Here is a 12,600-nt window from a genome sequence, read left to right as displayed (position 1 = left end):
ATGGGAACCACGACCGAAACGGCGTCTCCGCCCGCCGGCGGTTCATCGAACATCCACGGATCCGGCGGGTGCGCGTCCGGGACGGCCTCGCCAGGGGCGTCTGGCGAGGCCGGGGGAAGCCCGCTACGGAGTCCACCTGATGCCGGGGTTGATGCCGCCGGTCCAGTTGAAGACGGCCATGTTGTCCCACTGGTTGCCGGTGCCGTTGATGTTGGCCGGGTCCCAGCCGTTGCCCGCGACGGCGTGCCAGGTGGGCTCCCAGTAGAAGACGCCGATCGCGCCGGCGTTGCGGGCGGTGTTCTGGACGTGGGTGAAGTTGGTCGCCTGGCCCTCCCAGGTGGCGGGGTAGCCGGAGCAGGGGGTTGAGCCGCCGATGACGTTCGCCTCGCCGTCGGCGTTGGCGGCGGTGAACGGGTAGGCGGTCTCCGCCACGATGACCGGCTTGCCATAGCGGGTCCGCGTGTCACTGACCACGCTGTAGAGGCTGGACAGGGGGCCGTGCCACATGCAGTAGTACGACAGGGCGGTGATGTCCCAGGGCACGCCCTTGGCGCGGATGCCGTCGTAGAACCAGCGCGCGTGGGCGAGGCTGTCGGCGTTGGCGGTGTGGACGATCACCTGGGTGCCGCCGTTGCAGGCCTTGGTGGCGTTGTATCCGGCCTTCAGGAGCAGGCTCAGGTTGGTGAAGTCGTTGTTGACGACCTTGCCGTCGTTCCACAGCATGCCGACGTTGATCTCGTTGCCGATCTGCACGCTGTCCGGAGTGGTGCCCTGGGCTTTGAGACTGGTGCAGATGTCGTAGGTGTAGTTGTAGACGTCGCTCTGCAGCTGCCCGATGCCGTGGCTCGCCCAGGCCGCGGGCTTGTACTGCTTGCCGGGGTCGGCCCAGGTGTCGGAGTAGTGGAAGTCGATCATCAGGCCGAGGCCCCTGGCCTTGACCGCTTTGGCGTAGGCAAGAACCTTCGCCTTGTTGTTGTAGCCGCTGGCCGGGTTGTTCCAGATGCGCAGCCGGACGTAGTTGGCCCCGGCGCCGGTGAGGATGTCCAGGGGGTTGGCGGCTGTGCCGGAGGCGTTGTAGTACGTGGCGCCCAGGTCCAGGCTGCGCTGGACGGAGGAGATGTCGACGCCGCGCATGGTGAGCGTGGCGGCCGCGGCGGGTGCGGGATTCAGGAAGCCGACCGCGAGCACCATGGTGAGTGCCAGGAGGAGTCTGCGTAAGCGGTGTCCGATCATGCTGGGCTCTTTCTGTGAACGTTCACGGATAGGAGAGAAGCGAGCGTGCGTGGTGAACACGCCTTTAGGGCACAGATTGGGGCATCTATCTTCTGTGAACGTTCACAGACGTCTTGCGCATGAGGATAGAAAAGAATCGGGCGCTGGGGAAGGGGTGATTTCGCCCTTGTTTCGCGGAGGTGGCCGGGGTGTATCCCGGGTGGCGTGTCGATCGCACGCGAAGTGCGGCGACCCGCGGCGGCGCGAGGCTGGGACTCGCGGCCTCCCTGGTGATCAAGGGTGACCTTGGGTCAGGTGTCCGGAGAACGGGGGGCTCATTTTTTCGGGACTTCGCCGCCGCGAGCCGGGTGGCGGACGACCCCGCCGGCGAACGGCGTTTTTCTCGTCGTAGAGCATGCGGGATGTTCGAATTTAAGGGGTATTTAAAAATGCGGGACGATATGGATGCATCAAAGGTTTCATTCCTGGCGAAAACGAGCGTCCTCGCTGGTGGTGGGCGTGTCGGTGTTGATGAGATTTGCATGTATGTCGTATAACAAACGCGGCGTCGTCAATTGGTAGGGTCGAAAGGAGTGGTGCATCGTTGGAAATGTGCCTCTACGGGGCAATGTTTAAAGAAAAGGAAAACATCATGGTGGAGTCCGTTCGACTTCGTGTGGTGCCGCGAAATACCGTTCGTTCCCGGCTGGTGGGGGTTCTCGCGGCCGTGGTCGCGCTGGGGGTCGTGGCCGTGCCCTCGTCGGCCGCGAGCGCCGCGACCGCGAGCACGAGCACCGCGACGCCGGTGCCGCTCGGCACGGCCGCGAACTTCGAGGTCCTGGGCCGGGATGCCGTCACGAACACCGGATTCACCGTCGTCACCGGGGACCTTGGGCTGTGGCCGGGCGCGGCGCTGAGCGGATTCCCGCCCGGCACCGTGAGCGGGACCGTTCACCTGACCGACACCGTCGCCCAGCAGGCACAGACGGATCTGACCGTCGCCTACGACAACGCCGTGGGCCAGGCCGTCGACGACACCATCCCGACGGAACTCGGCGGGACCACCGTGACGCCCGGCGTCTACGACTCCACCGCGGGGACCTTCCAGATCACCGGCACCCTGACCCTCGACGCGCAGGGCGACCCGAACGCCGTCTTCATCTTCAAGACCACCTCCACCCTCGTCACCGCGTCCGCCAGCACGGTGACGCTCGTCAACGGAGCCCAGGCGGCCAACGTCTTCTGGCAGGTCGGCAGCGCGGCCACGCTGGGAACCGGCTCCGCCTTCTCCGGGAACATCCTCGCGCTGGACGCGATCACCGCCACCACCGGCACGACCGTGATCGGCCGCCTGCTGAGCCGCGGCGGCGCGATCACCCTGGACACGAACACCGTCGCGCTGCCCTTCGCGCAGCTCTGCGGAACTGCCGTGACCACGACCACGCTGACCTCCACGTGCCCCGCGGGAGACGGCGGCCCGATCACCTTCACCGCGACGGTGACGTCCTCGGACGCGACCGTCCCCACGGGGCGGATCGTCTTCGCCACCGACGGGGTGACGCTGGGCACGGCCCCGCTCGACGCGGGAGGTGTCGCCACCCTGACGGTCCCCAGCCTCCCCGCGGGGGTGTATCGCGTCGTCGCCACCTACGCGGGCACGGCCCAGCTCGACCCCAGCAGCTCGCCGGTGCTGGTTCAGTGCACGAACCTCGGGTGTCCCTGCTCGCCAGTGGCCCTGCCGAGGAGGAGCGACGAGCGAGACGGCGCCCGCCGCGACGACCGCGCCGGTCCCGCGGGGGAGAGGAGGGCCCGTACCCGGATCACGGCCGGCTGACCGGCTGCGGCGACTGCCGAAACAACTCCGCCTGCCCTGTTCGCCCTGAGCGGTGACGTCACCGCCCCATTCGCGATCACGACCGCGGGTCTCGGGATGTTCGCGAGGGGAACGGGGTGACGCCTGAGGTGTTCGCGGATCGGCCCCGGGAGCTCCCGATCAGACCCGGGGCTCCCGGGGGCCCCGGTAGGGCAGCGTCCGGCTGTAGACGAGGTTGGTGGTGGTGCTGCCCAGCTGGGCCAGCTCGTTGACGAGCTCTTCGAGGTGGCCCATGGAGGTCGCGGCCACCTTCAGCATGTAGCAGTCGTCACCGGTGGTCCGCAGGCACTCCAGGATCTCGAGGCGCTCGTCGAGCAGCCGGTGCAGTGGCTGGTGCCGGCTGCCCGGATACTTCAGGCGCACGATGGCCAGCACGGGGAAACCGGCCTTCTCCAGGTCGACGTCCGCGTGGTAGCCGGTGATGACACCCGCCGCCTCCAGCCGCCTGACCCGCTCGGTCGTGGCGGAGGCGCTGAGGCTCACCCGCCGCCCCAGCTCGGTGATCGGGATGCGGCCGTCCCGCTGGACCTCGACCAGGATCGACCAGTCGGTCGCGTCGAGATTCTCGGTCATCGGGCCAAGATACCGGCATATCAACGGCATTTGACTCCGGAAGCCGGGGTGAGTCCCTTCCGGCCGCGGATGATCGATCGATAGCCTGAAGTAGTGAGAATAGGCGTTAACGTGCTGAATTTCGGACCCGGCGCCGATCCCGGGGTGCTGCGCGGCTGGGCGCAGACGGTGGAGGGGCTGGGCTTTCATCTGCTCATGGTCTCGGACCACGTCGTGATAACCCCCGACGTCGCCGAGCAGTATCCGCCACCGTTCTACGAGCCCTTCACCACCCTCGCCTGGCTGGCCGGCATCACCGGCGAGATCGGGATCGGCACCACGGTGCTCATCGTGCCGTACCGCCACCCGCTGCTCGTCGCCCGCATGGCCGCCAACCTCAACCGGCTCAGCGGCGGGCGGCTCGTCCTCGGGGTGGGCATCGGCTGGGCGAGGCAGGAGTTCGAGGCGCTCGGGGTCCCGTTCGAGCGGCGCGGGGCGCTGACCGACGACCATCTCCAGGCGATGCGCGCGGCCTGGGAGGACGAGGCGGACTACCAGGCCGGGCGGATACCGATCTGGGTCGGCGGCAACGGCGACGCCGGGCTGCGCCGGGCGGTGCGCCTCGGAGAGGCGTGGCACCCGTTGCGCCTCACCCTCGGCCGGATGCGCGAGGCGCTGGACCGGCTGAAGGTCATCGCGGACGAGGAGCGGCGGCCGGTGCCCGGTTTCGCGCCCCGCATCGCCCTGCGGCTCACCGGTTCCCCGATCACCGCTCCGGAAAGGCTCGCCGGTGAGGGCACGATCGACCAGGTCCTCGACGACCTCGAACAGCTGCGCCTGCTGGGCGCCGACAGTGTCGTGCTCGATCCGTTCAACGGTGACCCGAGGGAGACGAGTCACCCGGAGGCGGCCTGGCAGGCGCTCGCGACCGTGGCCGCCAACTGGGATCTGCGCACGTATAACCACGAACGGGACAATGATGACGAACAACGATGAAAACTATCTTCGCCGGGCCATCGAGCTCGCCGCCAGGGCGCGGGCGACCGGGGACGCACCGTTCGGGTCGCTGCTGGTGGGCCCGGACGGCGCCGTTCTCGCCGAAGACCACAACACGGTCCTCAGCGACGGCGACATCAGCGCCCACCCCGAGCTGAAGCTGGCCAGATGGGCGGCCCGCGAGCTCGACCCCGGCGTCGCGGCCGCCACGACCATGTACACCAGCTGCCAGCCCTGCCCCATGTGCGCGGGCGCCATCGAACGGTCGGGTCTCGGCCGTGTCGTGTTCGCGCTCTCCAACGAGCAGCTCGCGGGCCTCAAGCCGGGAGGCGGCTGGCCGCACGTGCCCCAGGAGGGCCCCGCGCTGTTCGAGGAGGCGCGCGTCCCTGTCGAGGGTTACTACGCCTGATCGATCGCCTCGGCGTCCGGTCGGGGGCGGTCGGGAGCAGTCGGGGGCGGAGGCGGGCCCGCTCTGGAAGAGCTCGCCTCCGCGACCGGCCGTCTCCGGAACCGGAACCGGGGCCCCGGCCCCGGCCGTCATCGTGGCGTCGTGGCCGGACCCTCGGAAAGGAACGAGCCGAGTAGCTCCGCCGTCATCTCGGGGACCTCCTCGGGGATGTAGTGGCCGCTGGGCACCGCCTGGCCGCGTACGTCGTCCGCGTACCGCCGCCAGACGTCCAGGACGTCGTAGTTGCGCCCGACGAAGCCGCGCCCGCCCCACAGGGCCAGTACGGGACAGGTCACACGACGGCCCGCGTCCGCGTCGGTGTCGTCGTGGCGCAGGTCGACGCTCGCGGCGGCCCGGTAGTCCTCGCAGGAGGCGTGGATGGCCGTCGGATCGGAGAAGTGGCGGACGTACTCGTCCAGGGCCGCCGGGTCGAACACGGTCTCGCCGTGCTGGGCCTTCATGTGGGCGCGAATCCAGTGGCCGGGATCGGCGCCGATCATGCGCTCGGGGACGCCGTCGCCCGCGGCGAGGAAGAACCAGTGGTAGTAGCCGAGCGCGAACGTGGCGTCGGCGTGCCGGAACGCGTGGCGGGTGGGCACGATGTCGAGCACGGCCAGCCTGGTCACCGCCCGGGGCTCGTCCAGGGCCAGGCGGTGGCCGACCCGCGCTCCACGGTCGTGGCCCGCCACCGCGAAGCGGTCGAAGCCGAGCGAGCGCATGACCAGCAGCTGGTCGTGCGCCATCGCCCGCTTGGAGTAGGGGCCGTGGTCCGGCGCGGAGGGCGGCTTGTCGCTGTCCCCGTACCCCCGCAGGTCGGTGAGGACCACGGTGTGCTCGCGGGCGAGCACCGGTGCCACCCGATGCCAGATGAGATGTGTCTGCGGGTAGCCGTGCAGCAGCAGCACCGGGGGGCCGTCACCCGAGACGTACGTGTTGATGCGCACGCCGTCGGCGTCGATCACGTGGTGGGCGAAGGAGGAGGGCAAAGGGACGCTCACGGTGGTGTCTCCGATGGGTGCGAGGGGTGGACGCGACGGGTTGCGCGACGGGTGTGCGGGATCGGCCGGCCGCCTCGCGGCCCCCGGCCTGTCTCGGTCTGTCCATGCCTGGATACCGGAACCCGGCGGCGCCTGTCGTCAGGGACACGGTCGCGGCCGTCGTCGCGGGTTGTCCCTGACCTCTTCCCCGCCCGATCCCCGGACCTCGGACCCGTGAAAGTAGTTGTTTCGTGCTATAAAACGGCGCACGACGGGCCGCTGTTCGCGGGCCGGTGCCCACTTCGGAAGGCAGGGGATGAAGGCGATCGTTTACCGGCGCTACGGCGGGCCGGAGGTCCTGGGGATGGAGGATGTTCCCGAGCCGAAGCTCGGCCCGGAGTCCGTTCTCATCGACGTGAGGGCGGTGTCGGTCAACCCGGTCGACTGGCAGACGGCCTCCGGGGACCTGGACGGCCGTTTCGACGTCCACTTTCCCGTCATCCCCGGCTGGGACGTCGCCGGGGTGGTCGCGGAGGTCGGCCCGACGGTCACCGGCTTCGCGGTGGGGGACGAGGTGATCGGGTACGTGCGCGAGGACTCCATCGGGAGGGGAACCTACGCCGAGAGGGTGGCCGCGCCGGTGCGCACCATCGCCCGCAAGCCGGTCAACCTGAGCTGGGAGCAGGCGGCCACCGTCCCGATCGCCGGTCTCACCGCCTACCAGTCACTCGTCCACGCGCTGCGGGTGGAGGCCGGTGACACCGTGCTGGTGCAGGCCGCGGCGGGCGGCGTCGGATCGTTCGCCGTGCGGATCGCCGTCGCCCTGGGAGCGCGCGTCATCGGCACCGCCTCGGCCCGCAACCACGACTACCTGCGAAGCCTCGGCGCCGAGCCCGTCACCTACGGCCCCGGGCTCGCCGAGCGGGTGCGCCCGCTCGCGCCGGCCGGGGTCACCGCGGTCATGGACATGTACGGCGGCGAGGAGCTGGTGTCGTCCCTCGGCCTGCTGCGCGAGGACGCGCGGGGACGGGTCGTCTCGCTCACCAACGACGGCGTGCTGGAGCACGGAGGCACCTTCGTGTTCGCCCGGCCGAGCACGGAGGACCTCGACGAGCTGCGACGGATGATCGAGAGCGGCCTGGCCGTCCCCGAGATCACGACCGTCCTGGACCTGTCCGAGGCGGCCGAGGCCTTCCGGCTGAGCCGGACCGGCCACGTACGAGGAAAGATCGTCCTCAGGGTCTCGGCGGGCTGAGCGGGGCGCCGCCGCACCGGGGACGACACCGCGTGGCGCTCCCCGGGGTGCTCACGCGGTCCACTCCGCCGGGGCGTCGCCCATCGGGGTGCGCGTGCGGAGCACCGGCCTCCCGTGGACTCGGGCTCGCCTCCTCTCGGCCGGTTCCCGGATGCGCGCCGTCCCAGGCGCGTGCACCCCTCGCGGTAGGCGGCTACCGCCACGGGTGGATGTCCCGATCCACCGGGCGGATTACTGTGTGGGGGTGAGCAGGTTCGCGCTGGTGGCCGCCATGGCCGTGGTCGTCGGGTCCTCCTCGGTGATGGCCTACGGCAACCAGCCCAACGCCCGGCCGCTCGACGCCCTCGGCTACGCGCTGCTGGCCCTGACCGTGCTCGGCCTGGCCTGGATGGGCGAGCGGCCCGAGCTCAGCCTGGCCGTCTGCGCGGCCGCGGCGGCGGCCGTCTTCGCTTTCGGCTACGCCTACGCGCTGTGGCCGATTCCCGCGCTGATCGCGGTGTTCGCGACGATCTCCTCGGGACGCCGGGCACTGGGCTGGGCGGGTACGGGTTTCCTCGTGGCGGTCCCCTCGGGCGCCGTGCTCGTCGACAGGAGCCTCGACAACCTCACCGGCCTGCTGCTGTGGACGCTCATCGCGGTGGTGGTCGGCCAGCTCGCCGAGGTCTCCAGGTCCCGCCGCGCGCACGCCGCCGAGGTGGAGCGGCGGATGGTCGAGGCCGAGCGGACCCGCGAGGAGATGGCGCGCGGGCGGGGGCGGGAGGAGCGGCTCAAGGTCGCCAGGGAACTGCACGACGTCACCTCCCACACCGTGTCGCTGATCGCGCTGCAGGCCGCCGTGGCCGCGGAGGCGATCGACCGCTCCGGCGGCCCCGAGGAGGCAAGGGAGGCGCTGTCGGTGATCCGTACGGCCAGCCGTGAGGCCCTCGCCGAGATGAAGGGCGTCCTCGGAGTCCTGCGCGAGGACGGCCCCGAGGGAAGGCGGCCGATGCCGGGTGCCGGGCAGCTGGAGGAGCTGGTCGTGGCCGCGGGCCTGCCGGTGGAGTTCGAGGTCGTGGGGGAGCGCCGGGCACTGGCCCCCGCCGTGGACCTGACCGCGTACCGGATCGTGCAGGAGGCTCTCACCAACACCATGCGTCACGCGAAGGCGAGCAGGGCGCGGGTCCGGTTGAGTTTCGAGACCGGCGGCGTGACCATCCAGGTGGACGACGACGGCCAGGGCAGCGGCACGCCCCCGCGGGGCGGCCCGCGCGCGACGGGCGCGGGGCCTGCGGGCGGCGACGGGAGCCGCGCCCGGTACGAGGCCGGGCACGGGCCTGCCTGCGGCGACGGGAGCCGGGCCGGGTACGAGCCGGTCGGCGATGACGGGATCGGCGGGGGGCACGGGCTGACGGGGATGGCGGAGCGGGTGGCCGCGGTCGGCGGGCGGCTCGTCGTCGGCGACCGGCCGGAGGGCGGGTTCCAGGTCGCCGCGTGGCTCCCGGCATGATCACCGTCCTGCTGGCCGACGACCAGCCCCTGGTCCGCGCGGGCCTGCGCGCCCTGCTCGACGCGGCGGAGGATCTTACCGTGCTCGGTGAGGCCGCCAACGGCCGCGAAGCCGTGCGGCTGGCCGCCGAACTCCGCCCCGACGTCGTGCTGATGGACATCCGCATGCCGGAGATCGACGGCCTGGAGGCCACCCGCAGGATCGTGGCGGCGGGCGGCGCCAAGGTGGTCGTGGTCACCACCTTCGACCTCGACGAGTACGTCTACGAGGCGCTCCGCTCGGGGGCCAGCGGCTTCCTGGTCAAGGACGCGGAACCGGCCGAGCTGCGCCACGCCGTACGCGTCGCCGCAAGGGGAGACGCGCTGCTGTCGCCGGGCGTCACCCGGCGGCTCATCGAGGAGTTCTCCGCCAGGCCCGATCCCGCGCCCGGCCGGGCCAGGCTGGCGCCACTGACCGATCGCGAGCGCGAGGTGCTGGCCAGGGTCGCCGAGGGGCTGAGCAACCTCCAGATCGCCGAGCGCCTGCACATGAGTCCCGCCACGGTGAAGACGCACGTCAACCGCATGATGGCGAAGCTGGCCGTGCACGACAGGGCGCAGCTCGTCGTCCTGGGCTACGAGAGCGGGCTGGTCCGTCCCGGCCTACCGCCGGCGAGGTAGGGCATCGCCCGCGCGGGGTGGACGACCGCGGGCGGTGCCCGTTCCTAGCGTCGGGATCCATGACACTCCTCAACTCCCCGGCCCGTTTCTGTGCCCGCCACGGATGGCCGGTGCTGCTCGCCTGGCTGGCCCTGGCCGCCGCCCTCGTCGTGGGCGCCACCCACGCGCCCGGCGCCACGACCGACGACTTCACGCTGCCCGGCTCGGAGAGCCGGCGGGCCGCGGACCTGCTCGGCGACCGCCCCGCCGAGCCCCAGGGCAGGCTCGTGCTGTCCGCGCCGTCGGGCGTGCGCGCCCCCGAGGTACGGCGGGCGGTGACCGCCCTGATCGCCCGCATGAACACCGTCCCCGGCGTGACGGTCGCCGTTCGGGCGCCGGCCGAGGGCTCGCGATCCCAGCCGACGGCCCCCTACGAGCAGGTGTCCGCGGACGGTACCGTCGCCACCGTCTCGATCCGACACACCGGCCAGGAGAGCGCCGCGAAACTCAAGGAGATGCGCGACGCCTTCCGTGCCCCCGAGGACCCCGAGGCCCCCACGGCCCCCGCCGCTTCCGGCGCCCCCGGCCCTCCCATCCTCATGGCCGAGCTGTCCGGTGACGACTTCGCCGACTCCACCCCCGGCGGCCTCACCGAGGGCATCGGGCTGCTGGCCGCCGCGGTGATCCTTCTCGTCGCGTTCAGGTCGCTGATCGCGACGGTGCTGCCGCTGCTGATGGGCGTGACCGGGGTGGTCTGCGCCGTCTCCCTGCTCTCGCTGCTGGGGAACGTCGTCCCGACGCCGGGATTCGCCGTGTACGTGACCATCATGCTCGGCCTCGGTGTGGGCATCGACTACGCGCTGCTCGTCGTCACCCGCTTCCGCGTCTCGCTGGGGGAGGGCCGTACCGTCGAGGACACCGTGGTGCGGGCGATGACCACCGCGGGCAGGTCGGTGCTGTTCGCCGGTATCACGGTGATCATCACCGGTGCGGGCATCCTGTTCCTCGGTCCCTCGCTGGGCGGCGGCATCGCGCTGGCCGCCGGGTGCGGCGTGCTCATGGTGATGCTCACCGCCCTCACCCTGCTGCCCGCGCTGCTGGGTCTCCTCGGCACCCGCGTCGACCGCCTTTCCCTGCCGCACCGCGGCGGGCCGACCGGCACGCTGGCCCGCCGGTGGAGCAGGGCCGTGCAGCGCCGTCCCCTGGTGGCCGGCGTTCTCGCGCTCGGGCTGCTCCTCGGGCTCGCGCTGCCCGCGGCGAGCCTGCGCTTCGGCTGGTCGGACGCGGGCAACCGGCCCGTCTCCGACACCACCCGCCGTGCCCACGAGCTGCTCGCCGACAGCTTCGGCCCCGGCGCGGCGGGCCCGCTCGTACTGGTCTCCGCCGAGCCCCTGGGCCGGGCGATCGCCCAGGCCGCGAGCACGCCGGGCGTGGCCGGGGTGACCGCGCTGAACGAGCGGACCGCCCTGGTCGTGCCGGAGACGGGCCCGCAGGAGGAGGCCACCACCGGCCTGGTCCACGCGCTGCGCGCCGGGTTGCCCGCCCCCGTCCTGGTCACCGGTGGGACGGCGGCGGGCATCGACTTCGCCGAGCACTCCTTCGACCGGCTGCCCTGGATGGTCGGCGCGGTACTGCTCGCCTCGTTCGCGCTGCTCGTGCCGGTCTTCCGCAGCCTGGTCGTGCCGCTGAAGGCCATCGCGGTGAACCTGCTGTCGATCGGCGCCTCCTACGGCGCGATCGTCGCGATCTTCCAGTGGGACGTGCTCGGCCTCGGCACCGGCGGGCCGGTCGACGCGTGGGTGCCGATGATGCTGTTCGTGGTGACGTACGGGCTGACCATGGACTACGAGGTGTTCCTGCTCTCCAGGATCCAGGAGGAGTACGCCCGCACCCGTGACAACAGCCGCGCGGTCACCGAGGGCCTGGCGGCGACGGCACGCGTGATCACCGCGGCCGCCGCGATCATGTTCTGCGTGTTCGCCGCGTTCGGCACGTTCGACGACAGGCCGCTCCAGATCCTGGGCGTCGGCCTGGCGGCCGGCGTTCTCATCGACGCCACCCTGGTCCGCCTGGTCCTGGTGCCGTCGGCGATGGAGTTGCTCGGCGACCGCAACTGGTGGTTCCCGGGGACCGGTGGCCGGCGTGCCGACGAGCCGGGCGGAAGGGCGGCGGCGGCCACCGGTGAGCCGGTCGGGTGAGCGAGGGCCGGGGGACCGGTGAGCCGGTCGGGGGAGCGAGCGGTGGGCTGCCGGCGAGCCGGTCTGGTGAACGAGCCGGCGGGGGGGGCTACCAGTGAGCCGGGCGGATGAGTGACGGCGGCAGCGTGGTCCGGGCGTCACCTTTCGCCGCGTCCAGCTGGGACTGGATCAGGAAGATGCTCCCGGTGAGATCGGCGCCCGACAGGTCGGCACCCCTGAGGTCGGCCCCGATGAGGTCGGCCGTCCTCAGGTCGGCGCCCCTGAGATCGGCCCCGATGAGATAGGCCCCCCTCAGGTTGGCGCCCCTCAGGTCCGCGCCCTTGAGCTTGGCCCCGATGAGGTCGGCGCCCCTGCGGTCCTTCTTCCCGCGCCCGGCCCCGGCGCGCACGAGCTCGCTCGCGCGCAGCAGCAGGGCGTTGACCTCCCGCCGGTGCGCCGCCACGTCCAGCCGTACGAGAGCGTCGGGGGTGTCGCGGGTGAGGCGGTCGGTCTCCTCCAGGGCGAGGGCGAGCTCACCGCGGATGGGGAGGGCGGGCGGCAGGGTGAGCGCCTCGGTCAGGTACCAGAGCAGCTCGTGGAGGTCCCGCATGACCGGGAACACCTCGAACATCTGCTTCGCGGTCCGTGGCGCCCGCCGCCAGTCCTGCCCGCCGAAGGTGACCTGGGAGACCTTCTGCCCGGCACCGAAGCAGTCATAGACGGTGCAGCCCCGAAAACCCTTGTCCCTGAGGCGCGTGTGGATGCCGCAGCGGAAGTCCGCCCGCAGGTTGGGGCAGGCCTGCCCGGCCTTCTTGTCGATCGCGAAGTCCGACGAGGCCGAGAACGCGGGCACGACACAGCACAGCGCGAAGCAGCTCTCGCAGTCGGCTCGCAGACCGGCGCGATCTCCCTCGGAGGGGAGGGCTGCGTGTTCGCGGCTCTCGGACAATGTGCGGGATCTCCTGTACAGGGGGTGGCCGTGCCGT

Annotated in this window: 11 protein-coding genes; 7 read left to right on the top strand and 4 right to left on the bottom strand. The window is 71.5% G+C overall.

All coding sequences use genetic code 11. The features are described from left to right. Positions 1-123: 123 nt before the first annotated feature. Entirely contained in the window at positions 124-1,233 is a 1,110-nt protein-coding gene (locus tag ACSDR0_RS32875; RefSeq protein WP_435292810.1) for a glycoside hydrolase family 53 protein, read from the bottom strand. A gap of 631 nt (positions 1,234-1,864) precedes the next feature. Between ACSDR0_RS32875 and ACSDR0_RS32870 the strand changes: the two genes are divergently transcribed. Continuing rightward, complete coding sequence (locus ACSDR0_RS32870; protein WP_435292809.1) at positions 1,865-3,046, top strand: ice-binding family protein; 1,182 nt, start codon at positions 1,865-1,867, stop codon at positions 3,044-3,046. A gap of 159 nt (positions 3,047-3,205) precedes the next feature. On the opposite strand, the gene ACSDR0_RS32865 is transcribed toward ACSDR0_RS32870, so the two are convergent. Beyond that, positions 3,206-3,658, bottom strand: coding sequence for an Lrp/AsnC family transcriptional regulator (locus ACSDR0_RS32865; protein ID WP_435292808.1), 453 nt, complete (start codon positions 3,656-3,658; stop codon positions 3,206-3,208). Between the two features lie 111 nt (positions 3,659-3,769). Between ACSDR0_RS32865 and ACSDR0_RS32860 the strand changes: the two genes are divergently transcribed. Continuing rightward, the gene (locus ACSDR0_RS32860; protein ID WP_435292807.1) at positions 3,770-4,633 is read left to right on the top strand and encodes an LLM class flavin-dependent oxidoreductase; all 864 of its coding nucleotides are present in this window, start codon (positions 3,770-3,772) and stop codon (positions 4,631-4,633) included. After that, a complete protein-coding gene (locus ACSDR0_RS32855; protein WP_435292806.1) occupies positions 4,614-5,042 on the top strand; it encodes a nucleoside deaminase in 429 nt (142 codons plus the stop codon). Before ACSDR0_RS32860 ends, ACSDR0_RS32855 begins: the two co-directional genes overlap by 20 nt. A gap of 128 nt (positions 5,043-5,170) precedes the next feature. Here the strand turns inward: ACSDR0_RS32855 and ACSDR0_RS32850 are convergent, their stop codons facing one another. After that, on the bottom strand, positions 5,171-6,079 hold the full coding sequence (locus tag ACSDR0_RS32850; RefSeq protein ID WP_435292805.1) for an alpha/beta fold hydrolase: 909 nt from the start codon (positions 6,077-6,079) through the stop codon (positions 5,171-5,173). Between the two features lie 295 nt (positions 6,080-6,374). Between ACSDR0_RS32850 and ACSDR0_RS32845 the strand changes: the two genes are divergently transcribed. The 4 genes from ACSDR0_RS32845 (at position 6,375) to ACSDR0_RS32830 (ending at position 11,635) form a co-directional block, all read left to right on the top strand. After that, on the top strand, positions 6,375-7,313 hold the full coding sequence (locus ACSDR0_RS32845; RefSeq protein WP_435292804.1) for an NADP-dependent oxidoreductase: 939 nt from the start codon (positions 6,375-6,377) through the stop codon (positions 7,311-7,313). Positions 7,314-7,557: 244 nt separating this feature from the next. Beyond that, entirely contained in the window at positions 7,558-8,799 is a 1,242-nt protein-coding gene (locus tag ACSDR0_RS32840; protein WP_435292803.1) for a sensor histidine kinase, read from the top strand. Then, complete coding sequence (locus tag ACSDR0_RS32835; protein WP_435292834.1) at positions 8,796-9,458, top strand: response regulator; 663 nt, start codon at positions 8,796-8,798, stop codon at positions 9,456-9,458. The genes ACSDR0_RS32840 and ACSDR0_RS32835 overlap by 4 nt, the downstream gene beginning before the upstream one ends. Before the next feature lie 59 nt (positions 9,459-9,517). Further along, complete coding sequence (locus ACSDR0_RS32830; RefSeq protein WP_435292802.1) at positions 9,518-11,635, top strand: MMPL family transporter; 2,118 nt, start codon at positions 9,518-9,520, stop codon at positions 11,633-11,635. 88 nt (positions 11,636-11,723) lie between these two features. Here ACSDR0_RS32830 and ACSDR0_RS32825 read toward each other — a convergent pair whose 3' ends face one another. Next, complete coding sequence (locus ACSDR0_RS32825; protein ID WP_435292801.1) at positions 11,724-12,563, bottom strand: pentapeptide repeat-containing protein; 840 nt, start codon at positions 12,561-12,563, stop codon at positions 11,724-11,726. Positions 12,564-12,600: the final 37 nt, after the last annotated feature.

The organism is Streptosporangium sp. G11, assembly GCF_051192615.1.
GTDB lineage: Bacteria > Actinomycetota > Actinomycetes > Streptosporangiales > Streptosporangiaceae > Streptosporangium.
The sequence above is the reverse complement of the archived record's forward strand: the minus strand, read 5'-3'. Positions and strand labels throughout refer to the sequence as shown.